The following is a 23,347-nucleotide window of genomic DNA, read 5'->3' on the forward strand; positions in this document are numbered from 1 at the left end:
GTTCATCAGGCGCGGAACTCATCAAGGCGCGGGAATAAAATCCCATTCAGACGCCGGATAGATTCAAGCAAGCCAACTTGTCGTCAAAATCGGTGTTGCAAAAACGGGAGTGACCATAGATTCCGTTTTCTGAGGCGACCCCTATCTGGATAGCAACCTGTTTTAGCTCAGGAGGGAGGTGTTCCAGATTGATATGATTATCACCCGAAATGTCATCATCCGGACTTTCGAAGAGCCAGCCGTAACTCATAAGGTCTCCTGTTCTATTTCACAAATTTCCAGACACCTGACGGTACCCGGTCATACAACTTTCCCATCGTCATCTCCGCCAGCCGGTGATCAACCGCGGCATTGAAATGCTCAAGCTCATCATCTGACAGAGAATATTTATTTTTTTCTATAATCCTTTCCAGGGTTTCCTTCGATGTACAGCGCCGTAGTCGTAAAATCCATTCCTGTTTCGTCATTGGTTTTTTATATCCTTAGGTGTCCCGGTAGTTTCATTTTGGAAGAAGCTTTCCTTTCAGCCAGTTATGAGTGAACCATTTTGCATATATGATGTAACCCACAAAAGTTAAGAGTGCGGACAGACTATATATCCGGAGAACAGGTACCACGTGATGAAAACGTATCATCTGACCGGATTCATCTGCCAGACTCATTAATACATTGCTGTATGTTTCAGTCTGAAAAAACTCGTAGTAAGGTACCATCACAACATGAAGAAAAAATAAATTAAGCAGATACGTCAGAGAAAACGCGTGTTCCTGCCCGTTATAGGGCGCATACTGCGCAAAGGCGAACATCCATCCGGTGAAAAGCAGAAAACACATCGTTAAATACACCACCACCCATATCGCTGTTTTCATCACTGCCCCTCAGTTATATAATTTTTCTGTAACGCAAATTTCTTCAGGCGTTATGGCCCGTGCCGTTCTGCTTCAGATAATCACTGATGCTCAGGCCGGACAAGCGAATTTTATCAGAAATCTCCCTGAACTGCTCCTCCCAGCCGTCCTGCAGCTCCCTGATTGCCGCGATCTGGAAAGCAACACTGAAAGGCGTTCTGCCCAGTTTCTCGGAAAGCCAGAACAGATGCCTGCCAATCTCTTCGTCCGGTACCGAATCGAGCGCATCACTCAGTAAGGTTTTTTCGTCTTCCTGCCAGGGATGACCGGCTCGCGGAAAACGCGGATCAGGCTGGCGGTCTTTTTTCTCCCTTTTTTCCCGTCTGGCAACGGTCGGCGCATCGCCTTTTTTCAAGCCGACGCGCGCTTTCATGGCGCCGATAGCGGCGACGGCCAGTACCAGCGTTTCACGCTCCTGGCGCGTGAGCAGGCTGTCCTCGCAAATCAGGGTGTTCAGGTTATCGATCAGCTTATTCAGCCCGGGTTCAGTGACTTTCATTTTATGCTCATATTCCTTGTGTGGTGGCGATCAGTCCCGGCTCTCATTCACCTGGACGGTGACCGGCAGGCCTGCATCAAAACAGGCCTGATACCAGCTGGCCACCTGCAGGGGATCGCCCTCTTTTATCCGGCGTATGCCGCCGGCATCCGTCAGCTGCAGGCAGGTGGTACCGTCCAGACGGATCACGTAGGCCGCTTCCCTGATCGTGTAATGGCCGTCATCCAGCTGCAGCTCCACCGCGTCACCGGCAGCCGTCTGGCGTAACGGCAGACGCCGGACGTCTGTCAGTCGTTTTCGTGCCGTTTCAGCCTCGCGTGCTTCCTGGAAGAGCGGTTCTGCAGTGCAGCGACCGGCCTCCGTCAGCTCGACGGCCAGCTGCAGGTTCGGGGCGCGCAGGGTGCGCAGCCAGCCCGCGGCTTCCATGCGCCGGCAGGAGGCGCGCAGGTTCGGCCCGTACACCGGGGCGTCCCCGCCCTGCTCCAGCACCCGCTCAATATCCCGCGTCGCCACCGGGCCCGGCCGTTTCGCATCAAGGGCGGCCAGCACAATCAGCACCCGGCGCTGCAGCGGCGACGGACGTCGGGATTTTTCCCGCATCATTGTCCCTCATTCCTCTGGGAAATGAGCGTTTTAAGCCGTTTATAGTCTGCTTCGACCCGTGTTGTGGCCAGGCCAGTGTGTCCACGCAGCGCCAGGAGATACCAGAAGCGGAGGATGTCATGAGCCTTGTTCACTTCCCAGACATAATGGGTGCCATCCCTGCGAAAATCGCATTGCTTTATTTCCTCTTCTGCCATCTGCGTCATCTGCTCATAGCTGAGCGAAAACAACATATCTTCATACATCCTGCACACTCCGTCTGAACATGTCCGGTTTAATCAAAAATCATACTTCGTATAATTTACATCACATTTAGAAAACATCATATCAGATATGATTTTATAATTAATGAAAAATATCACATTCAGTATGATTTTATGTACTTGGCTTGATTATCATATCCTTTGCGCGTTTCCCGCCGTGCAGATCCGAAAATTGTCTTAAGCGGATCCGCACGTCTTCTTTTATGAATGGTAGTCCCCCTATACCGTAATTTTTCTGCCCCTCTGTGCATTACAAGCCGTTGTTTAACATTCTCAATCGTTTATGCTTTGAGGGTCTGTCAGCACAGCGACAGATACATCGTCCAGCCGGGCATTCTGTCCGGGGGACAAAACATCAAAACGATGGAGATTAAGCCTATGGCTTATGTTAATCCTTATATGAAAGGTGGTGGAAAATATGAGTTCAAAATCAGGGGTAAACCCAAACGACGAAGTTAATCAGACTGTTGAAACTTCTCTAAATGCAGGCATGAATGAACAGGACGTGGCATCTCTCGATAAAATCGGGAAGTTACAGGACGAACAGCTCCAGCGGTGCGGAATGACTGTGCCATCAGGAACTGAGGTGTTCCGGCTTCAGCTCGGTAGTCACGGCGGAAGCAGTGTCTTTTTCAATCGTAATGGCGAGGATTGCCGTTACAGTCTTAATGATGGTGAGAATGGCTCTATGTACGTGGCCAAAACTCCCGACACGGCAATGAAGGAAGTTTTTCAGCATAAAACAGGGCTCAGGGAATCAGATCTCGATAATTACATAATGGGTACAGTAGTCATTGAGAAAGATATTCGGGTCCTTCAGGTCAGTAAGCTGATTAAATGCAGTGATTTAAGGTTGAATGATGTAACAACTTCAACACGTGCAGTGACTCATCAACTGGCTGAAAAAGTTCATTCAGCAGGGTTTGATGGAATGGAGTTTCCGTCAAATGTCACCAGTGACCCATGCCTTGTGCTATGGCATGACGATCCGGCCGGAACCGGGATGGCCATAACCCGGAGCCAGACAAGTCTCAGTCAGTTTGAGTATCAGGGTAAGGAAGCGGCAGATATTCTTGTTTATGACCTGGGAATTCCTGTTGAGGAATAATTGATAAAGGGGGGGCAAGCACCCCCTTTCATTAAACGGCGTTCTGTGTGCCATAGTTGCGAGCCAGCCGGCGTAATTCATTCATCACTTTTTCATCCGGATTGCCTTTCAGAACCTCGGCGACGGTAAACGAACGCCCTGCAGGGTTCAGCCCATCCAGGACAGTATTTCTCTGTTCCATAAAGAAAGAATACTTCATTCGGTCACTGAAGCTGCTCAGCATAGTCAGCAGTTCGGCCACACCCCGGAGCACGCCTTTGTCCGAGATCCCTTCCTCATCAGTAAACTGAAACACCGGGTAGTAAAACTCACCGTCAATATCAAGAGCAAGTAACTGATCGGTATCTTTCCAGGTTTTAACTGTGGGTTTACTCTTGCCCACCATTTCTGCAGCTTTAGCTGAGGTGTAAACCCCGCCGTCATTTTCCAGTCTCTGAAGGAAAAGGGCCTTACTGTGTAAACGTCGCTGCTGACGTTTTTTTTCAGGCGTCAGGCTGTTAACTGCGCGATTTTCAAGTAACTTCAGGATGACATCCATGGTAAAAACCGCATCGGTATTCCCCATACTTTCAGGAGCAATCGGTGTTTTACCTGACCGAACTTCCTCTACCAGATCCTGAAAAAAATTCTCAAGACGCTCTGCAGCAATGCTGTTGTCCAAAAAATTATGCATAGTGGAGGAACGATCATTACCGTTTCGTTTTTGAGTTGATGTGTTCATAAAACCTCCTTTTCGATTTCATGCTTTATAGACTACGTTAAATCGTTAAGTTGTGCAAGTTTTGTTCTCACCCCACCTTTTATAGTTTTTAACTATTGATTATTGAATTTTCTTCGGTATTAATTATTTCGTCATTTGAGATCCGAAAAAAGGTTAAGCCGGAAGCGAAGTAACGCAGCGGCTAAAAATATTCATCTTCTGTGTTACCGACATTCTCGAAATGGCTGAACATAATGGCCATGACTGAAAACTTATGAGGAACAGAAATGATATACGTTCATACCCGTACCGGTGCTGATGTGCTTGAGACACTGAAAGCATACAGTGACGAACTGCATGATCTGATGTTGCGAAAGCCTCACTGGCCCTTGCTGGACAGACTTATTTCCCGCGAAACAGAAATGATGCCTGTATGGGGAAACATTGCCCAGCAGCGGCTTAGTTGGCAGCAGTGTCACACGCTTCTGGAGCAGATTTTTTTTGCCGGGGCTTATGGCACTAAGGATCGTAACAGTCGGCTGAAGGCTGACTACCGCAGGCTGACCGACCTGAACAAGAAAATCGCCTTGCAGGCGGCAGCGTTGTCCGCTCTGCTGACAGAGCAGGACCAGATACTTAACCGTAACGCCTTTTTGCTAGAGCGCACGACACACATTGTCGATCTGATTGAGGCGGCCTCAGAGAAGAACGGGCACTATCGTTCGTATGTACGTGAGCCTCTCGACGCCTTGCGTAACCAGTATGACGGCAAATACTGGCCATCTCTTGAACAGATCCTTGACGTCGCAGCACTGGAAATTCCTGAAGCAGAATTTTTACGCAGGAGCGAGGAAGCCATTGTCGACGGCAGGGGAGAAGCCGTACCGGACTACATGCGTGAGTTGTTTGGCTGCATTGAAACAGCAAGGGAAAGCTACTGGAAACTCCCGGCCGGTTTTACCCTCTCCGACGCAAGTCTGGCAATGCTGGTCACGGTATCACTTGATATCGATAACATCAGTAATGACAGGGTTAAGATGATACGTACCAGGCTGCATAAAGAGGGATTTCCGGGAGCATGGACGACATCGCGCAGGTCATCCCCGCGGCAGACAGTCGCCGGCGAGAGGGGGGCAAACCCATCACCAGATAAGTCAAAAGGTCCGTAACAGCTCAATAATATACTGGCACCGGGAGCCGTCAAAGTACGTGATCCTGCCCGGTAACTGTATAGAGTAAGGTAAGCAATTCTATTACATGGAGATTAACAATGATCCATCCTGAAATTCACGTCAAAGACTGGATTGATGTGGGCAACAGTGAGTGTGTGGTGCAACGGCTTCTTCCCCCGGGGTCTCCCTCCGGCGTCTGTATTGTTGTTTTGAATAAAACCAAACCAACCACCCGGATCGTCGGCTGGGACGGCGAAAAATGGTACTTCATGCCCAGCCGTGACTATGGTGGTTATGCAGATGATTATGATCCCTGTGTACGTGAACTGAAACGGGGCCGTAGCTGAACCCATGAGTTGACATTCTCCCCGTCCTTCAGGCGGGGAGAATGTCAAAGCAACTACCTCTGATTTACCGGGATGGTTGCAGCATAGGCACGGAGCGTTTCATCAACGCCATCGACCAGGGCCTGGGCCAGTTCGCTAAGCGTCTGAGTGTCTCCTATAGGGGCGTGCTCCACACTGTAGCAATGCAGAGAGCAGGACTCTTCGCGGAAACGGAACCCCAGGACGTATGCATTGTTGGGGAAAATATACGGAGTACCATAGCCCGGGTCAGGGGTCAGAATGTGGCCATTACAGCCCGGCAACTGAAACTGATCGAACGCGCCTGCTGGCAGATCGCGCGTATTCTCTGTGCGAAGGGTCAGCAGCACCTGGCTGAGTCCTTTCTGGCCGCTTTCATCCTGAAATACGGATACCCGGCTGTAAACGCCCTTCGCATGCGCCTCGCTGAGACCATTCGCCGGTGTCTTGCCCATGACTCCGCGCAGCTGGTTGATCTGCAGGTAATAATCCTGACGCCGGTACCATGCTGCCCAGAAGCGTGCAATACTGGCCCAGAAGGCTTCAATCGTCTGTTCATCACGACCGGCGACATCACAGAACAGGGCAAAATACAACGCTGTCCCGCCGTAGAACTGCTGCCCCCGCGGCATAACCTGGCTGGTTCGCATCCGCAGGTACTGTGCATTACGCAGCAAAATCCGGGTCAGATCATCTTCCGTATGGATACCAAGCAGGTCGCGGTAGGCCGCTTCAAACTGGGGGGCCGGAGGGACACTACCCCATGCCGGCAGGACAGTACAGCCGTTATACTGGGCGATATCCTGATCCAGGGATGCGACAAGCGGGCTCTTAAGGCAGAAGACGTGGAGTATACTGCCCATGCTGGCATTGACCATCTCACGCAGCAGCGCGGACTGGTTAATGTCCCGTGCTCTGGCCACCTCTTTCAGTGCGAGGCCCTGATCGGTCGGAATGCCCTTAAGTGAAACCGACACGGACCCCTGAGACTCGTTTTGTTCAGATGAAGTCTGAATGTTCATAAAAAACCCCTCTTTGACGTTTTAACCTAAATGGTAAAATTTCCTTCCAAATGGATTTTTACTCCACCTGTGAGGTGGTATTACTTTCTCCTGATTGTATTTCCGATGCAAGGTATTTATTACCTTTTCGTTGTCTCTCGCGTTCAGATCCGATTTCTGCCGGTTCCGGATCTGCTTTCCGGCCTCCGGTGCGCAGCGGCCCGGAAACACAAGATGTAGCGGTGTTACCAGCTGAGGATGACGCTATATGTTGTGTCCCTCCCCTGCCCCGCGACCGGCCGCTCACCACCGGAAAACGCCGCTTTGCTTATTCTCTCACCGTGGTACACTTCCGGAAACTTCGTAAAGCGCGAAAAGTCGGATCCGGACGGAACGGCCGTCCTGTAATTTAACGGCGTGGCTGTATGGCTGCTTGTTATCTCTAAGGTGATTATTTTGTATGTGAATTTCACGAAGTGAAATTAATGGCGACATAACAGTATGTTTCAGGCGGGCGTGAGTCAGCTGCATCCTTACGCTATACTGATATGCATATCATCAGTATGTATTCCGGAGTGCATTATGAAGCAGCGCATCACTGTCACCATAGACAGCGACAGTTATCAGTTACTGAAATCCGCAGACGTCAATATCTCCGCCCTGGTGAACAGGGCCATGCAGAATGAGGCCCGTCGTCTGCGTTCCGAACGCTGGCAGGCTGAAAATCAGGAAGGGATGGCCGAGGTTGCCCGCTTTATTGAGATGAACGGTTCATTCGCCGACGAAAACAGGGACTGGTGAGATGCAGTTTAAGGTTTATGCCTATAAAAGAGAGAGCCGCTATCGTCTGTTCGTGGATGTGCAGAGTGACATCATCGATACCCCCGGGCGACGGATGGTGATCCCGCTGGCCAGCGCCCGGCTGCTGTCGGATAAGGTTTCCCGTGAACTCTATCCGGTGGTGCACATCGGGGACGAAAGCTACCGCCTGATGACCACGGACATGGCCAGCGTCACGTCCTCCGTCACCGGGGAGGAAGTGGCCGATCTCAGCCACCGGGAAAATGACATCAAAAATGCGATAAACCTGATGTTCTGGGGAATTTGACAGCCTCCCCGCCCTGAAAGACATCGAGGATGTCAAAACGAAGCATTGCCGCAGAGCTTAACCCTCAGCATGAACTGCCCTCCGGAGCGGATGCCCTGCAGGCTTTCGCGGGGTCAGCTTAAACGAACGGTTCACACAAACACCCTTAAGTCAGTAAAAGGAAACCAGATGAACAGAACTGATGGCGAACCAGAGACAGACGTGATGGCCACCGCTTTCAGCACCATGCGCAAGTACGGCATGAATATCATCACCGCCACGCAGCATATGGATATTAATGCTTACGTGAAATCCGATCCGCGGATGCCGAGAACGCGGCTGCGTCGTTACCTGGGACAGTACGGCCTGCGCGGTGCGGCCCTGAGCGCGGAGGTAAGACGTATCGTCGCTGGCCCTGAACGACCAGATAACACGCTGAAAGCCGGAATCTTCTATACGTGGCCCTATGGCTGGGAGCCTGCGGATTTCACGCCAGTGATGAGGCGCATTTTCAAGGGAAAGCGCACCCGCCATGTGATGTTGTTTGATGAACTGCCTCAGCTGTTTGGCAAGAATGACTATTGAACCGGATACTATTTTTGAGGCGAGGTATGGGTACACCAACATTTAGCTCATTTAACGATGTGGTCCGGGAGCTTGAGGATGTATATGGCCACCAGGAGCTGTGGCTTTATTCTGGCCTTAATGAGGACAGCCCCATCGAGACAGCCCGCAGGCGTCAGAAATGGCGATCTCCAAAAATTCTCAAACGAAACGGCAGAATGGTGGCAGAACAATCAGGCCAGCCTGATTTCTGGGTGCTCACGGGTGACTACCATCTGCCGCAGTCTGAACACAGCGCTCCGCCGTGGAAAGCCTGCCTCATCAATAAGGTCTTTAAAGTGTATTGTTCACTTCACTGTTAGGGAAAAAAACATGACCGACTGTGTTACCCGGACTGGTGACGACAAAACAATGTGGCTCGTGACATTGCCGGAGATCATTACAAATAACAGTACCCGCCAGGAGGAAAATCTGGTCGTTATTCTGAGCAGGGAGGAATCGTGGGGGCCAACTTCTGACCATTTTCCCGACGGATTGTACCGGGTCTCCTGCATAATGACACTGTACCTTGCCGATACCGAACTGACGAAGACTCAGACTTTCACTGCAATCTACTGGCCTCAACAGAAGGCCCTGCATCTGTTTACAGATGAGTTCAGACTGGAACGCCGCCTGCAGGGACTCGGCCTGGGTAGCTGGATCACGCAGCAGTTTGTTCTCTGGGCCAGAGGCCTTCCGCCAGCAACCCTGGTTTTGCCGATTGAAATTTCCCGGGTTGATGAAGAAAACGAAGAAAACAAGATCCGGAGGGACAGGCTGTGGCACGCAATGGGTTTCCGGTTCCCGGCGGGGGAAACCAGCTCAATGCCGCTGCGGGCAGACGAACTGCAGTTGCCACGGGGCAGGTGCTCAACGCTCCGGGTGGAGCCCCTGGTATCCGCGGTACGCCGGCTGGAAGACTGTTATCGCGGGCTGCAGGAAAAAATCGTGCAGCTCGAAGGCAAAAAACGGTCGCAAAAACAGTTAATTACTTCACTTAAGAATCGTCCATTTTATCATCTGTTGCACAGGAAAGAGGGCCAGCTCCCGGACGAGAAATGTGACGCCCTGCCGCTGCGGGCAGAAAAACTGTCTCTGCCGCAGAGCGGGGATTCAGACCTGGAGGTGGCGCAACGGGCAACCGGGGTCATCCGGCTGGCTACCCTGTGTGCTCAGTCGCAGAAAAGAATCCTGGAGCTGGAAAGGGAGCTTGCCTCGCAAAGTGAGGAGCTCGTTGACCTGCAGGCACATCCCTTTTTTAACCTGCGGGATAAATACCGCGGCCAGATCCTGTTCTGGGGATGGGGGATGGGTTTTCTGTGCTTTATCTACTGGATGTTGGTGTCATGAATGTTCCCGTTCCATAGCCACCCACTGAAGAGGAGTGAAACCTGTGCCCGAAAATATCGTGTCTACCGTCATTGACGGGGTAGTTTTGTTTGTGACTTCGTCTGTTTTCTGGCTGGCCGTCGCTGGCTGGTTAGTCATCCTGACTCCGGTAATATTACGAAGAAAATTCTCGGCAAAGAAAAAAGTTAACAGAAATTATGAATAACCTGGTTCCAGTTGGATCTCCGGCATCTCCCGGAACATTGCTCCCGGTGGCCATCGATTACCCTGCCGCCCTCGCCCTGCGCCAGATGGCGCTCGTGCAGGATGAACTGCCGAAATACCTGCTGGCGCCGGAAGTCAGCGCCCTGCTCCATTACGTGCCGGATCTTCACCGCAAGATGCTGCTGGCGACGCTGTGGAACACCGGCGCGCGCATTAATGAAGCGCTCGCGCTGACCCGGGGGGATATTTCGCTGGTGCCGCCGTATCCGTTCGTGCAGCTGGCCACGCTCAAGCAGCGCACCGAGAAAGCGGCCAGGACGGCAGGTCGTGCCCCCGCAGGCAGTCAGGTCCATCGTCTGGTTCCCCTTTCCGATCACCACTATGTCAGCCAGCTGCAGATGATGGTGGCCACCCTGAAAATTCCGCTGGAAAGACGAAACAAGCGCACCGGCAGAATGGAGAAGGCACGTATCTGGGAGATCACAGACCGTACCGTGCGCACCTGGCTTAGCGAAGCGGTGGAGGCCGCAGCGGCCGACGGGGTGACGTTCTCAGTACCGGTTACCCCCCATACGTTCCGTCACTCCTACGCGATGCATATGCTGTACGCCGGCATACCTCTGAAGGTTTTGCAGAGCCTGATGGGCCACAAATCGATCAGTTCCACGGAGGTCTATACGAAGGTGTTTGCGCTCGATGTCGCGGCACGGCACCGGGTGCAGTTTGCTATGCCGGAAGCTGAAGCTGTTGCGTTGATAAAAAAGTTAACCCCAAACCAATCTACATAGGTCAACTATGGGTAATACCCCAGGTTTCGACCTAAAGTAGTTCTTGTGTGGGAAACAGTCCAAGCTTAATGGGGGCTTATCCAGCCTCACTTTTTACAGCTTTCAATCACATTAATTATGTTCAGAAAGGCCCTCATTGCCCTAAAGAAAAAAAATGCAGCTATGAAAATAAGGAATAATTGAGATACAACTCCTGCTAAATCATGGTTGCTACCAGCCACTGATAGCAACGTAAATAGTAATGCAATCGAAAAATGTAAGGCGATTGTAGTATTTGAATTCATGTATATCCCCTTATGTATAGGACTGAGGCCATCCGCAAATTTTCACTATCGCGAAGTTGTTGCCTCGATATAAAAGGTGTTACCACCCTGAAGAAGATAACAAGATAACAAGATAACAAGATAACAAGATAACAAGATAACAAGATAACAAGATAACAAGATAACAAGATAACAAGATAACAAGATAACAAGATAACAATATATTATCGTTGTTTCGCTTCTGCGATTAATCTGGATATCTCTGTTTTTGATAAACTTTTTAGTGCCTCTACCGCTGCCCTGACTACGTCAGAACGATTCACTCTGCTTTTACCTGAAATCATTTCACCCGTTATAAGATCATCAATGTCTTTTAAGTTTTCTTCAAAAAAGGAAATGCTCACTGGTTTTGCTTTACTTACAGCCAATGGTCTCTCTGAAGTCACTTTGGTATTATCAATACCAGCAGTACCACCGTTAATAAACGCTGCCTCATCACGAGATGGAGTATTTGCTCTATTTCTCACAGAATAACCTCTTTAACTAACGATTCGATTTCTTGTTGTGCTTTGTCATTTTGCGTTTCAAAAATTGTCATTGATTCTGCCCAGGCATCTCGATGCGCTTTTCGATCACAAACTCGGGAACTAGCCAGACGCATTTCAGGATAATCCTTGAGTACGTCAGCTGCCTGATTTGCTTCATTGACAAACATGTTCGTGGGCGTCATGTTTAAAACGAGATATCCCCGGACGTCCTCATTAAAATCTTTTGCTGCTGTAAAAACAGAGCATGTATGAGGCACTACATCCAGGTCCATCTGAGAAGGCCGCAACGGAGAAATGAATACGTCAGCGGCCATCAACCCACTACGCATTTCTGCACTGTCGCGGCCAGCACAGTCTGCGATGACAAAGTCATAAGATTTCTCGTGTTCCTTTAGCATGGCTTTGATGTTGCCTGTTGCGCCAGTAACCGGAATATGGGGAAGATCTTCAGGACGATTGTTGTACCAGGTCAATACAGATTTCTGGTCATCTGCGTCGACAATGATCACTCTATTGCCCAGTGACATCAGATACGCAGCTATAGATACCGCCAGTGTACTTTTACCAACCCCACCCTTTTGACTACCCAATACTATTATCATCATAGCCTCATATTAAGTTGTTAAGTTAACAACTTAATATTGCCAAACAGGCGACAATATTGCAATTTCTTTATTAAGTTAATATCTTATTAAGTTGTTAACTGTTTGATTTATAACTGAATTGTTATTGTATCTTAACAAATTAGTAAGATGTTAGGATAACAAGATAACAAGATAACAAGATGGCAAAGTGGTGCCTTTATCCGAAATCCCCATAGAACCACACAATGCGGCTTTCAACTCCAGGCTACCTTTAGGGAGGGTAGTATCAACCAGTTATGACCGCGTGAAGCAAAAAGTGGGGCGTAGTGGGAAGCCTTTGAATCTTCGGTGTGTCGAAGTGGGGAGTCGGTGAGACAAATTTGGTAAAAGGTGGTGAGAAGCGGGATAGCTTCTCACTTCTATCCAAAAAGGTGTGTTGAAGTGGGAAGGTGCGTAAGTATATACAGATAAAAACACACATTTAACAGGTTCTCATCCCGCTACAACACACCTATTAAGACGTTTAAGGCGAGGCTTCCCCCTACAACACACCTATCAAGATGTTTAAGAAGAGACCTCCCGTTTCAACACACCTTAATCGCGTTGCTTTCCCGTTTTGACACACCTTATACAGCTGTTCCTGGTTTCAGATTTGCTGAGCGACGGTGGATCAGAATGAAAGTCTCTTTACCTTTTTTGGTGATGCTGTGGTCAAGGTACCCAATATCCTGCAACTGCTTGAGGGCCAGTTTAATGATACGGTTCTGTTCCTTTACCGGAGAGAGCAATGAGAGCCTGTCTCGTATTCGTTTGAAAGATATGGGGACTGGGTTCGTAGGCAGGCTTTCGATGAAAGTATACAGGGCCTGAGCTGCTTCCTTTCGGGTTAAAGCGTTTATCGGTTTATGTCGTAGCAGAACAGTGTAATCAGTTTGGTAGAGTTCCCATAGTCGCTGATCAGCTTCAAGTTCCACCTGGTCGTTTGCAAAATCCAGTTCACCTGTCTTAAGCAAACCTGTTACGGAAACTTTTTGAAGGCCCTCTGAGTCGCTACGGGTAAAGGTAATGGTCTTGCCACGTATCCTGGTCAAAGCTTCTGAAATACTTTTTCTAAGACGGGAATCGAATCTCTTAGACTCAAAGCGGCACATTCCAGCAAACTCATGAAAAGTAAGCTTAATGCTGTTGGTTTTTAAACCGTACTTACTGAAAGCTTCTATGATACCGACCCATACCTTGAAGTCGATGGCCATACTCAACCGTTCACCGGTTATACGAATATCGTCGTACCCCTCCCGCCTTGAGAATTCCAGATCCTTGAGAACAGAGGTCGCATCGATTGATGTTCTGGTGCCCTTTGCAGGCCTGCTTGAAGGAACAAAAACATTTAATCTCATCAGGGCTACAGGCTGAACTGTGGCCTTACTTGTGACGGTGAGTTTATTGTTAACACTTTCACAATCTGGACCTATAACCTCGCCGATATAAACATTCTCATTCATATAGTTATATCCATTCATAGCATATGATCGATATGTGCCTAAATATTAACTATTTCCCGTTTCGACACACCTTTCTTCCCGATTCTACCCACCCTTACCCCGTTTTGACACACCTTTTTCCCGCTTCAGAACACCTTTTTCCCACTACGACACACCTGAAATCGCTACGAAGCCCGTAAACAAAGGTTTTGCCGCTAAAGGGATCAGTTTGGATCTATTTGGATAACTAAGGGTAAGTTATTGGATCTACTCAAAGGATATGTGGATAACTCATTATGGAATCTATAGAACTTAAGTGCGTAAGGTGCTTTAAAAGGCTTCAGCTCCCCTGGTGCTTCCTCGCTCACTCGCGGGCTTCGCCCTGTCGTTCGGCTGCGGCGAGCACTGCTGGCTCTCTCTGAAAGGCAAAATTTAACCGATCCTCGCAACGGGGATATCTCTCCAGCGAGTGGTGTACGCAGGGGAGAGCATATCGCGTTTCATTTGCCAGGATGGCGCAATTCCTCTACCGGCAAACCATACTTTACCCAGCCCTGAGTTGTTGATCCCGTCCAGAACCCTCATCAGCTCAGCACTGTGAGGGCGTGGCGGGCGTTCGTCAAACAGCTGCAGCTGCGAAACGCCAGAGCCGGTGAAGTCATTCAGCATAACTCCGGCTTTGGCATACCGGTGCCCGTCCTTCCAGATACGCTCCAGAGCCATTGTGGCGGCCGCAATAATGTCCCGGGTGTCCTGAGTAGGTGTAAGCAGTTTCTCCGTGGCCACGTTGCCGTAGTAAGGCTCTTTGACGGCGAACGGAGACGTTTTGATGAAAACAGAAATATGCCGGCAATACTGGCGCTCTTTACGCAGCTTTTCAGAGGCCCGTTCAGCGTGCTGACAGATAGCCTGGCGGAGCGAATCGTACTCCGTGATTTTCTCTCCAAAACTGCGGCTGCAGACAATCTGCTGTTTCGTTGGTGGGGCTTCCTCAAGCGACATGCAGCTTTCCCCGTTCAGTTCGCGTACTGTTCGCTCGAGAACGACGGAGAAATTTTTCCGGATGAAGGCCGGGTTCGTCAGGGCCAGATCGAGCGCGGTCCTGATACCCAGTACATGGAGCTTGCGTGCAATACGGTTTCCCACGCCCCAGATCTCTTCGACCGGCTGCAGTGAAAGCAGTTTCCGCGTTCGCTGAGGATTCCCCCGGGTCAGTGCGAGCACACCACGGAACTGTTTCCACTCTTTTGAGGCCCACTGGGCTGATTTTGCGAGGGTTTTCGTTGGCCCGGCGCCCACGCCAATGGTCAGGCGGGTACAGTCATACACGTGCTGACGCAGCTGCCGGCCGAAGTCCTCAAGCTCCATACAGTGCTCCACGCCGGTCAGGTCAAGGAACATCTCATCAATGTAAAGGAAAGAAGAACAGCCATGGACATGACTTCAGCTCAGACATTCCGCTACTCAATCTCTGATGTCGGATGTCCATAGAAAGAACCTCTTTTCCAGGAAATTGGGGCTTGAAGTCCATACCTGCGCAATTGCACCCATTTGACCAGTCAATTGCATTGGTACTGACCACCGCGTGCATCCGACTTGGCCAGTGGGCAGCAGAGACGCAACAGGCAGAAACCGGCCAGAAGCAGTCAGTCAATCATGCGTTACAGTGATTTTTTGCAGCTCTTTATAGAGCCGTTAGCTGCTGCCACCAATAATCCATAGGCCTGCCAGTCGTCAGACAGTCTTATTCTCGATCAGACGATTGCCCCGTCGATGACCAGTAGCTCACCGGTGATGGAGCCAGAGTCCGGTCTTCGGATGCAGGACTCCTGGCTTTGCTCACTCAGCGCCGATCCCGGCCATCGGTTCAGTTTGGCCCCAGCCACCGCCCAGAGACCTGAACAGGTCAACCAGCGCAATCTGCCGTTCCGTGCTGATTTGAATTAGTGTGGTCTGGTTGCTAAAGGTGCTGCGCTGGGCGTCAAGATAACGCAGGTAGTCGTCCACGCCGCCCTCGTAACGCGCCTTAGCCAGGGCCATCGCAGCCTCGCTGGAACCGGCCAGAGCCTGGCGGGCAGCCTCCTCGCGGCGCAGGGTGTCGGTGGCGGCCAGGGCATCGGCCACTTCGCGGAAGGCGGTCTGGATGGTGCCTTCGTAGTCGGCCACCGCCGCGTCCTGGCGCACTTCGGCGAGGTCCAGGTTGGCGCGGTTGCGGCCACCGGCGAAGATCGGCAGCGACAGCGTCGGGGCAAAGCTCCAGGCCCGCGAGCCGCCATCGAACAATCCGGACAACTCGGCACTGGAGCTGCCCACCGAACCGGTCAGGCTGATCCGGGGAAAGAACGCGGCGCGAGCTGCACCGATATCGGCATTGCGCGCCTTGAGGCGGTGCTCGCTGGCGAGAATGTCCGGGCGCCGTTCGATCAGTTCCGAGCTGGTGCCGGGGGCGATGTCCTGCAGCACCATCAGGTCGTCGCGGGGCGTCGCGGGCAGCAGGCGAGCGGCATCTGGCGTGCCGAGCAACAGGACCAGGGCGTTGTCCGCCTGGCGTAACTGGCGTTCGGTGCTCTCGCGCTCGGCCCTAGCCTGTTCGGCAAGGCCGACCGCTTCCTGGTAATCCAGGGCGGTGGCGGCCCCCGCTGCACGGCGCTGGCTGACCAGCTCCAGCGAGGCCATGCGGCTGTCCAGGGTTTGTTCGACCAGGGCCATGCGGCGTAGCGCACCATCGCGGGTCAGGTAGGCCTGGATGACCTCGGCAACCAGGCTGATCTGCGTGGCACGGGTCGCCTCCTCGGTCGCCAGGTAGGTCTCCAGCGCGGCCTCGGAGAGGTTGCGCACGCGGCCGAACAGGTCGACTTCGTACTCCGCGAGGCCGAGGCCGACCTGATAGTTGCTGGTCACTTCCGAGCGCCCGGTCTGCGACAGATCGGCAGGCAGGCGCTGGCGGTTGCCGCTGGCATTGGCGTTGATCGAAGGCAGGCGATCAGCACGCTGGATGCGGTACTGGGCACGCGCAGCTTCGATATCCAGCAGCGCCTGGCGCAGGCTGCGGTTGTTGCTCAGCGCCGTATCCACCGCGCGGCGCAAGTCGGCATCGACGATGAAGGTCTGCCAGTCCAGCGCCTGGGCACGGGTGCCCTCCGCGTCGGCGGCTTGCCAGTGCGACGCGACCGGTGCCTGCGGGCGCTCGTAGGTCGGGGCCAGCGAACAACCCGCCAGGGCGGCGATGGCCAGGGGCAGCAGAGCGCGACGGAGCATGAAGTGAGAGGTCATCGCATTACTCCGCTTTATGCAGGGGATGGTTGTCGGTTTGCTGAGGTTTGGTGCGCAGCAGCGACAGCACCCAGACGAAGAAGATCGGCACGAAGATCACCCCGAGCATGGTCGCGCTGAGCATCCCGCCCAGCACCCCGGTGCCCAGTGCGCGCTGGCTCGCAGCGCCGGCGCCAGTGGCGATGGCCAGCGGCACCACGCCGAGCATGAACGCCATGGAGGTCATGATGATCGGGCGGAAACGCAGGCGCGCGGCTTCGACAGCAGCATCGCGCAGCGAGTAGCCGTCTTCCCACAGGTCCTTGGCGAACTCGACGATGAGAATGGCGTTCTTCGCCGCCAGGCCGATCACGGTGATCAGGCCGACCTTGAAGTACACGTCGTTGGGCAGGCCGATAGCAGTCACCGCCAGTACCGCGCCGAGTGCGCCGACCGGCACGATCAGCATCACCGTCAGCGGGATCGCCCAGCTCTCGTAGAGCGCCACCAGCAGCAGGAACACCACGGTGATGGCCAGGGCGAACAGCATCGTCGCCTGCCCGCTGGCGACCCGCTCCTGATACGACAGCCCGGTCCACTCGTAACCGATACCTTCGGGCAGCTCGGCAGCGATGCGCTCCAGTTCGAGCATCGCCTCGCCAGTGCTCACGCCGGGCGCGGCGTCACCGGCAATGCGGATCGACGGGTAACCGTTGTAACGCGCGACCTGCACCGGGCCTTCTTCCCAGCTCGTGGTGACGAAAGCACTCAGCGGTACCAGGCTGCCGCTGTCGTTGGGCACATGCAGGCGCAGGACGCTTTCCGGTGTCATGCGCTCGGCCTGTTCGGCCTGTACCACCACGCGCTGCTGGCGGCCGGCGTTGGCGAAGTCGTTGATCACCGACGAGCCGAACGCAGTGGACAGCGCGCTGCTGATCGCTTCGAAGCTGACTCCCAGCGTGCGCGCCTGCTCACGGTCGATCACCAGGCGCAGCTGCGGCGCGTCGGCCAGACCTTCCATCATGGCGTAGAGGAACTTCGGATTGCCGTTGACCTTGCCCAGCACTTCATCGCGCGCTGCCAACAGGGCATCGCGGCCAAGGCCGGCGCGGTCCTGCAGGCGCAGGGCGAAACCACCCGAGTTGCCCAGGCCTTCGACCGGCGGTGGCGGCACCGCCATGATCGCGCCGTCATCGAGGTTGGCGAAGTGCTGGTTGACCGCAGCCGACTCGGCTTCCGGCGACTGCGAAGAATCTCGCTCGGACCAGTCCTTGAGCAGCGGGAAGGCAATGGCCGCGTTCTCACCCATGCCGGAGAAGCTGAAGCCGAGGACCAGGAAGGACGTCTGCACGGCCTCGCGGGCCATCAGAAACTCTTCCAGCTCCTCACCCGTGGCCGAGGTGCGCTCACGGGTGGCGCCTGGCGGCAACTGGATGTCGACGATCATGTAGCCCTGGTCTTCCACCGGCACGAAGGATTCCGGCAGGCGCAGGTAGAAGAAACCCATCAGCACCACCACGCCCAGGTAGATGAACATCACCCGCCCGGCGCGCGGCACCAGCTTGCCGTTGAGTTTGGTGTAGCGGCCGGTCAGGGCGGTGAACTTGCGGTTGAACCAGCCGAAGAAACCGGTCTTCTCGTGATGGCCTTCGGGGATCGGTTTGAGCAGCGTGGCGCACAGCGCCGGGGTGAAGGTCAGCGCGAGGAAGCCCGAGAACAGGATCGACACCGCCAGCGACAGCGAGAACTGCTGGTAGATCACCCCCACCGAGCCGGCCATGAAGGCCAGCGGCAGGAACACCGCCGACAGCACCAGGGTGATACCGATGATCGCCCCGGACACCTGCCCCATCGCCTTGATGGTCGCCGGCACCGGCGCCAGGCCTTCCTCGGCCATGATCCGCTCGACGTTCTCCACCACCACGATGGCGTCGTCCACCAGGATGCCGATGGCCAGCACCATGCCGAACATGGTCATCATGTTCACCGAGAAGCCAAGCAGGTACATGAAGGTCAGCGTACCGAGCAGACACACCGGCACGACGATGGACGGGATCAGGGTGTAGCGCACGTTCTGCAGGAACAGGAACATCACCAGGAACACCAGCACCATGGCCTCGATGAGGGTCATGATGACCTTGTCGATCGCCACGTCGACGAAGCGCGAGGTGTCGTACGGCACGGAGAACTCGACGTTGTCCGGGAAGTTGGCCGACAGCTCGGTCAGACGCTGCTTGACCGCCTCGGCGGTCTGGATCGCGTTGGCACCGGGCGACAGCTGCACGGCGGCGGCAACGGCGGGCTTGCCGTCCTGGCGCGAGCCGAAGTTGTAGTCCTGGCTGCCGACCTCGATGCGCGCCACGTCGCCCAGGGTCAGGCGCGAGCCGTCCTGGTTGGCACGCAGCACGATGGCGGCGAATTCCTGCGGGTTGTCCAGGGTACCCTTGACCGCCAGGGTCGCCGTCAGCTCCTGCTCGCTGGAACCCGGCGTGCTGCCGAAGGCACCGGCCGGCACCTGCACGTTCTGCGCGCGGATGGCGTTGTTCACGTCATCGATGGATAGGCCGTAGCCGACCAGCTTCTGCGGATCGATCCACACGCGCATGGCCGCCTCGGAGGCGAAGAACTGCAGCTTGCCGACGCCGTTCACGCGACGGATTTCGTTGTTGATGTTGCGCGCGGCGTAATCGGCCAGCGCCGTGACGTTGGCGTCCTTGTCGCCATCGGTGTAGCTCAGCGCATAGATCAGCAGGAAGCCGGCGGTGGCCTGCTCGGTCTGGATGCCGAGCGTCAGCACGGCCTGCGGCATGCGTGCCTCGGCCTTCTTCAGACGGTTCTGCACGTCAACCTGGGCCAGTTCGGGGTCGGTCCCTGGCTGGAAGGTGACGGTGATCTCGGCGATGCCGTTGGCGTTGCTGGTGGACTCGAAGTACAGCAGGTTCTTGGCGCCGTTGAGTTCTTCCTCGATGACGCTGGTCACCGAGTCGGTGAGCACCTGCGCCGAAGCGCCGGGATAGGTGGCGGTCACGGTGATCTGCGGCGGCGCCACGTTGGGGTACTGCGCCACCGGCAGGAACGGGATGGCCAGCAGGCCACCCAGCGAGATGAACAGGGCGACTACCCAGGCGAAATTGGGGCGCCGGATGAAAAACAGGGACATGAGAGGTTCTCCGGCTTACTGCACCTGGGACTGTGGAGCGGCTTCGGCGGCATCTTGCTCGCGGGGGATGACCTTGGCGCCCGGACGGATAGCCGCCAGCGAGCTGGTGATCACCTTGTCGCCGACCTGCAGGCCCTCGCTGATTTGCCAGCGCGAGCCCTGCATGGCACCGGTGGTGACCTGGCGCGCCTCGACGGTATCGCCCTCCCCCAGCAGCATCACGCTGGCCTGGCCGTCAGCCGAACGCTGCACGGCACGTTGCGGCACCAGGATGGCGTTCTGGTCGAGCCCTTGCGGTGTGCGCACACGCACGTACATACCCGGCAGCAGCACGCCCTCGGGGTTGTCGAACTGGCCTCGCAGGGCGATCTGCCCGGTGCTGCGATCCACCGAGATATCGGTGAACAGCAGCGTGCCCTTGCGCTCGATATCGGTACCGTCGACACGCAGCGACAGCGGCTGGTCGCTCGCACCGGCAACCTTGCCCTCGGCGATTGCCGCGCGCAGGCGCAGGGCATCGGCAGCAGGCTGGGTGAAGTCGGCGTACACCGGATCGAGTTGCTGGATACGTGCCAGCAGCGTGGCTTCGCCCTGGCCTACCAGAGCCCCTTCGGTGACCTGGGCGCGACCGATACGCCCGGCGATGGGGGCGCGAACCTCGGCATAACCCAGGTCCAGGCGGGCAGTTTCGACATTGGCCTGGGCCGAGCGCTTGTCGGCCTGGGCGCTCTGCAGAGCGGCCATGGCGTTGTCGAAATCCTGCTGGCTGACGGCGTCGATCTTCACCAGTGGTTCGTAACGGCGAACCATCGCCTGAGCCTGGAACAGCTGCGCCTCGGCGCGAGCCAGTTCACCTTCCGCCCGCGACAGGGCCGCCTTGAACGGCGCAGGGTCGATCTGGAACAGCACGTCACCGGCCTTCACGTCGGCCCCTTCCTCGAAGGTGCGCTTGAGCACGATCCCCGCCACCCGCGCGCGCACCTCGGCGACACGCACCGGCTCGATGCGCCCTGGTAGCTCGGCGAACACTGTGAAGGGCTCGGTCTTCACGCTGAGCACATCGACTTCACGCGCTGGCGCCTCTTCCCGTTGCTCTTCGGGCTTGTCGCAGCCAACCAGGGTCACGGCGATCAAATAGGAGATCACGGAAAAAGTGATCCATTCGCGGAATTTGTTCATATCTCACCCAAGCGCGAAGCCAGTACGTAGTCGAAGCCGCGCATGATCCACGCAAAAATCAAATAAGTCAATATTGACTCATTTGATTTTGGTGTGAACAAAGCTAGTATCCTCTTTGAGAAAAATGAGTGTTCTAGGCAAAATACCCGCATCTGCCCGCGATAGATAAAGAGTGACCGATGGATTTAAGGCAATGCTGAACAAGTAACGTCATATCCATCGCACAGCCATTTGAATGCCAAATGGCCCGCAAAGATACTGTGCTTTGCCCCACAGGGCCTGTTTCGGGAGCCTTTGAGCCCCTTTCGGACCCTTACGGGCGCACCTGTCCCTGCAGGCGCCCTCGGGCAAGGTAGATGTTGGCCAGCGCCAAGGCCGTGAACGCACGCGTGGCGTTCTTTTGCAGCCCGCGATAGCGCACCTTGGTGAATCCCCACAGGCGCTTTACCACCGCAAAGACATGCTCGACCCGAGCGCGCACCCGTGACTTGTTGCGGTTCTTGGCCCGCTGAACTTCGTCCACCTCGCCCGCACGGCGGGTGCGCTGGTTGGTGAAGTCCTTGGCCCTGGGGGCTTTGCTCGCTATCAGTGTTTTCTGGCTGGCATAGGCCGAGTCGCCGTACACGCGTCGCTCATTGCCATGCAGCAGATCGGGCAGTGGGTGTTTGTCGTGCACGTTGGCCGCCGTCACCACGGCGCTGTGCGCCAGCCCGCTTTGGCTGTCCACCCCAATGTGCAGCTTCATGCCGAAATACCATTGCTGGCCTTTGCGGGTCTGGTGCATGTCGGGGTCGCGCGCCTTGTCGGCGTTCTTGGTAGAACTGGGCGCGGCGATGATGGTGGCATCCACGATGGTGCCGGTATTGACCTTCAAGCCGCGCTCCTGCAATTGCTGGCCTACCTTGGCAAACAGGGCTTCGCCCAGTTTGTGCTCATGGAGCAGTTTGCGAAACTTCAGCAGCGTGGTGGCATCGGGCACCCGTTCACGACCCAGGTCAATGCCCGCAAAGCGGCGCAGACTGGCACTGTCATACAGAGCCTCCTCGCACGCCAGATCGGCCAGGTTGAACCAGTGCTGCAGGAAATGGATGCGCAGCATGCGCTCTAGGCCAATGGGCGGGCGGCCGTTGCCGGCCTTGGGGTAGTGCGGCTCTATCACCTGGCACAGGGCGGCCCAAGGCACTATTGTCTCCATGGTCCGCAAGAACTCTTCACGTCGGGTGGGCTTGCGCGACTGCTCGAATCCGTTGTTTTGATCTGCGGCCATTGCCAGGGTCTGCTGCTTCATCTGCGGATAACGTTTGAGAAGCGACAACGGTGGACCTTGATCAGCATTGCCTTAACTGCTGCCGATGAGAAATTGCTGAAGGCCCTGGCGATCGCCATCGTTGACCACCCGCGAGCCACGTTCAAAGAAATAGCCCAGGCAGCGGGGGTCAGCAAGGCGACGCTCAACAGGTTTTGCGGCACCCGCGACAACCTGATCGAGATGCTTCTGAATCATGGTTCGGTGGTTATTTATAGGGTCATTGCCGATGCCGATCTTGAGGCGGCGCCCTTGGACGCATTGCATCGTCTGATCGAAGGCCATTTGATTCACAGGGAGTTGTTGGTATTCCTCTCATTCCAGTGGCGCCCGGACACGTTTGATTTAGATGCAGGCGGCTGCCGATGGCTGCCTTACTCGGAAACGCTGGACGAGTTCTTTCTCCGCGGGCAAAAACTGGGCGTATTCCGTATCGATATCGGTGCCCCGGCGCTTACCGAAATCTTCTCCTCCTTGATCTTCGGCCTGGTAGACGCCGAGCGCCGCGGCCGTATCGCACGCGCAGGTATGGCGGCGTTGATCGAGCAATTCTTCCTGAACGGGGCTTGCAACTACCAAACTTAACGGAAAGCAACGCTCAGTTTTTTTTCCAACGGGTTGGCGGTGTCCGTTTTTGGCCGTTCTCTGACGGTCGTGACAGTGACACGCCCTGGTCAAGTTGAACGCAATCCGTGGTCAACGCCAACCCAAATTGGTGGTCAAGAGGAGTGCAATTTCGCACATACCTGAGGACTGCTCACCACATCGCTTGCGTCGGTAGTAGCTTCCGCACTTTCCCCGTCTCTCACCGCTAAACAGCGCTTTCCGGTAGCGGACTTTAGAGCGGCTTGATACTGGCCAGCATGCAGAAATTCTGCCCGTGTAGCGTCACGACCGGACAAGCCACTAGGGTGGCGGTCAGG

Annotated in this window: 25 protein-coding genes and 2 pseudogenes; 11 read left to right on the forward strand and 16 right to left on the reverse strand. The window is 54.8% G+C overall.

Annotated elements, in window-relative coordinates:
• Nucleotides 1-46 precede the first annotated feature (46 nt).
• The 6 genes from OHJ17_RS25770 to OHJ17_RS25795 are packed head-to-tail and all read right to left on the reverse strand — an operon-like array spanning nt 47 to nt 2,255.
• Entirely contained in the window at nt 47-250 is a 204-nt protein-coding gene (locus tag OHJ17_RS25770) for a hypothetical protein (RefSeq protein ID WP_004197809.1), read from the reverse strand.
• 13 nt (nt 251-263) lie between these two features.
• Nucleotides 264-467 (reverse strand): HHA domain-containing protein, encoded by a 204-nt coding sequence (locus OHJ17_RS25775; protein WP_004197808.1) that lies wholly within the window; start codon nt 465-467, stop codon nt 264-266.
• 33 nt (nt 468-500) lie between these two features.
• Entirely contained in the window at nt 501-869 is a 369-nt protein-coding gene (locus OHJ17_RS25780) for a hypothetical protein (protein WP_004197807.1), read from the reverse strand.
• A 43-nt stretch (nt 870-912) separates the two neighbouring features.
• Nucleotides 913-1,407: a hypothetical protein gene (locus OHJ17_RS25785; RefSeq protein WP_020805591.1), complete on the reverse strand. Its 495-nt coding sequence runs from the start codon at nt 1,405-1,407 to the stop codon at nt 913-915.
• Nucleotides 1,408-1,437: 30 nt separating this feature from the next.
• Nucleotides 1,438-2,010, reverse strand: a complete 573-nt coding sequence (locus tag OHJ17_RS25790; RefSeq protein ID WP_020805590.1) for a hypothetical protein — start codon at nt 2,008-2,010, stop codon at nt 1,438-1,440.
• Nucleotides 2,007-2,255, reverse strand: coding sequence for a hypothetical protein (locus OHJ17_RS25795; RefSeq protein WP_000272716.1), 249 nt, complete (start codon nt 2,253-2,255; stop codon nt 2,007-2,009). Before OHJ17_RS25795 ends, OHJ17_RS25790 begins: the two co-directional genes overlap by 4 nt.
• A 436-nt stretch (nt 2,256-2,691) precedes the next feature.
• Here OHJ17_RS25795 and OHJ17_RS25800 point away from each other — a divergent pair, with 436 nt between their 5' ends.
• Nucleotides 2,692-3,381 (forward strand): RES family NAD+ phosphorylase, encoded by a 690-nt coding sequence (locus OHJ17_RS25800; protein WP_020315560.1) that lies wholly within the window; start codon nt 2,692-2,694, stop codon nt 3,379-3,381.
• Nucleotides 3,382-3,412: 31 nt separating this feature from the next.
• Here OHJ17_RS25800 and OHJ17_RS25805 read toward each other — a convergent pair whose 3' ends face one another.
• Entirely contained in the window at nt 3,413-4,102 is a 690-nt protein-coding gene (locus OHJ17_RS25805) for a hypothetical protein (RefSeq protein ID WP_004193995.1), read from the reverse strand.
• Nucleotides 4,103-4,368: 266 nt separating this feature from the next.
• Here OHJ17_RS25805 and OHJ17_RS25810 point away from each other — a divergent pair, with 266 nt between their 5' ends.
• Both OHJ17_RS25810 and OHJ17_RS25815 read left to right on the forward strand, forming a co-directional pair.
• Nucleotides 4,369-5,250, forward strand: coding sequence for a hypothetical protein (locus OHJ17_RS25810; protein WP_223289722.1), 882 nt, complete (start codon nt 4,369-4,371; stop codon nt 5,248-5,250).
• A 101-nt stretch (nt 5,251-5,351) separates the two neighbouring features.
• Nucleotides 5,352-5,600: a hypothetical protein gene (locus OHJ17_RS25815; protein WP_053389907.1), complete on the forward strand. Its 249-nt coding sequence runs from the start codon at nt 5,352-5,354 to the stop codon at nt 5,598-5,600.
• A 53-nt stretch (nt 5,601-5,653) separates the two neighbouring features.
• On the opposite strand, the gene OHJ17_RS25820 is transcribed toward OHJ17_RS25815, so the two are convergent.
• Nucleotides 5,654-6,640 carry a hypothetical protein gene (locus OHJ17_RS25820; RefSeq protein WP_223289723.1) on the reverse strand — a complete coding sequence of 329 codons (987 nt, stop codon included), beginning with the start codon at nt 6,638-6,640 and terminating at the stop codon, nt 5,654-5,656.
• A 125-nt stretch (nt 6,641-6,765) separates the two neighbouring features.
• Here OHJ17_RS25820 and OHJ17_RS25825 point away from each other — a divergent pair.
• The 7 genes and pseudogenes from OHJ17_RS25825 to OHJ17_RS25855 all read left to right on the forward strand — a co-directional run.
• Nucleotides 6,766-7,032 (forward strand): annotated as a pseudogene (locus OHJ17_RS25825) (hypothetical protein); the annotation flags it as partial.
• Nucleotides 7,033-7,201: 169 nt separating this feature from the next.
• Nucleotides 7,202-7,420, forward strand: a complete 219-nt coding sequence (ccdA, locus tag OHJ17_RS25830) for a type II toxin-antitoxin system antitoxin CcdA (RefSeq protein WP_001568025.1) — start codon at nt 7,202-7,204, stop codon at nt 7,418-7,420.
• A gap of 1 nt (nt 7,421) precedes the next feature.
• Nucleotides 7,422-7,727 carry a type II toxin-antitoxin system toxin CcdB gene (gene ccdB, locus OHJ17_RS25835; RefSeq protein ID WP_013023785.1) on the forward strand — a complete coding sequence of 102 codons (306 nt, stop codon included), beginning with the start codon at nt 7,422-7,424 and terminating at the stop codon, nt 7,725-7,727.
• Nucleotides 7,728-7,895: 168 nt separating this feature from the next.
• Nucleotides 7,896-8,291 (forward strand): hypothetical protein, encoded by a 396-nt coding sequence (locus tag OHJ17_RS25840; RefSeq protein WP_162269742.1) that lies wholly within the window; start codon nt 7,896-7,898, stop codon nt 8,289-8,291.
• Between the two features lie 26 nt (nt 8,292-8,317).
• On the forward strand, nt 8,318-8,632 hold the full coding sequence (locus tag OHJ17_RS25845) for a hypothetical protein (RefSeq protein ID WP_053389906.1): 315 nt from the start codon (nt 8,318-8,320) through the stop codon (nt 8,630-8,632).
• A gap of 10 nt (nt 8,633-8,642) precedes the next feature.
• A complete protein-coding gene (locus OHJ17_RS25850; RefSeq protein ID WP_017899884.1) occupies nt 8,643-9,659 on the forward strand; it encodes a hypothetical protein in 1,017 nt (338 codons plus the stop codon).
• Nucleotides 9,660-9,856: 197 nt separating this feature from the next.
• A complete protein-coding gene (locus OHJ17_RS25855) occupies nt 9,857-10,651 on the forward strand; it encodes a site-specific integrase (protein WP_053389905.1) in 795 nt (264 codons plus the stop codon).
• Nucleotides 10,652-11,138: 487 nt separating this feature from the next.
• On the opposite strand, the gene OHJ17_RS25860 is transcribed toward OHJ17_RS25855, so the two are convergent.
• The 8 genes and pseudogenes from OHJ17_RS25860 to OHJ17_RS25895 form a co-directional block, all read right to left on the reverse strand.
• The gene (locus OHJ17_RS25860; protein ID WP_004197636.1) at nt 11,139-11,441 is read right to left on the reverse strand and encodes a hypothetical protein; all 303 of its coding nucleotides are present in this window, start codon (nt 11,439-11,441) and stop codon (nt 11,139-11,141) included.
• Nucleotides 11,438-12,064, reverse strand: a complete 627-nt coding sequence (locus OHJ17_RS25865; RefSeq protein WP_004197649.1) for a ParA family plasmid-partitioning AAA ATPase — start codon at nt 12,062-12,064, stop codon at nt 11,438-11,440. Before OHJ17_RS25865 ends, OHJ17_RS25860 begins: the two co-directional genes overlap by 4 nt.
• A 608-nt stretch (nt 12,065-12,672) precedes the next feature.
• Nucleotides 12,673-13,548 carry a RepB family plasmid replication initiator protein gene (locus tag OHJ17_RS25870; protein ID WP_004098982.1) on the reverse strand — a complete coding sequence of 292 codons (876 nt, stop codon included), beginning with the start codon at nt 13,546-13,548 and terminating at the stop codon, nt 12,673-12,675.
• Between the two features lie 411 nt (nt 13,549-13,959).
• Nucleotides 13,960-14,937: pseudogene (umuC, locus tag OHJ17_RS25875) on the reverse strand (translesion error-prone DNA polymerase V subunit UmuC); the annotation flags it as partial.
• Between the two features lie 429 nt (nt 14,938-15,366).
• Nucleotides 15,367-16,800: a multidrug efflux transporter outer membrane subunit TOprJ2 gene (locus OHJ17_RS25880; protein WP_088903432.1), complete on the reverse strand. Its 1,434-nt coding sequence runs from the start codon at nt 16,798-16,800 to the stop codon at nt 15,367-15,369.
• A gap of 4 nt (nt 16,801-16,804) precedes the next feature.
• The gene (gene tmexD, locus OHJ17_RS25885) at nt 16,805-19,939 is read right to left on the reverse strand and encodes a multidrug efflux RND transporter permease subunit TMexD (RefSeq protein ID WP_137922719.1); all 3,135 of its coding nucleotides are present in this window, start codon (nt 19,937-19,939) and stop codon (nt 16,805-16,807) included.
• Nucleotides 19,940-19,954: 15 nt separating this feature from the next.
• On the reverse strand, nt 19,955-21,118 hold the full coding sequence (locus OHJ17_RS25890; RefSeq protein WP_088903431.1) for a multidrug efflux RND transporter periplasmic adaptor subunit TMexC2: 1,164 nt from the start codon (nt 21,116-21,118) through the stop codon (nt 19,955-19,957).
• A gap of 313 nt (nt 21,119-21,431) precedes the next feature.
• Nucleotides 21,432-22,406: an IS5 family transposase gene (locus OHJ17_RS25895; protein ID WP_088903445.1), complete on the reverse strand. Its 975-nt coding sequence runs from the start codon at nt 22,404-22,406 to the stop codon at nt 21,432-21,434.
• A 45-nt stretch (nt 22,407-22,451) separates the two neighbouring features.
• On the opposite strand from OHJ17_RS25895, the gene OHJ17_RS25900 reads away from it, so the two are divergent.
• Nucleotides 22,452-23,009 carry a TetR/AcrR family transcriptional regulator gene (locus OHJ17_RS25900; RefSeq protein ID WP_088903444.1) on the forward strand — a complete coding sequence of 186 codons (558 nt, stop codon included), beginning with the start codon at nt 22,452-22,454 and terminating at the stop codon, nt 23,007-23,009.
• Nucleotides 23,010-23,347 lie beyond the last annotated feature (338 nt).

This window comes from Klebsiella sp. KP20-425-1, from assembly GCF_025813515.1.
GTDB classification, from domain to species: domain Bacteria; phylum Pseudomonadota; class Gammaproteobacteria; order Enterobacterales; family Enterobacteriaceae; genus Klebsiella; species Klebsiella pneumoniae.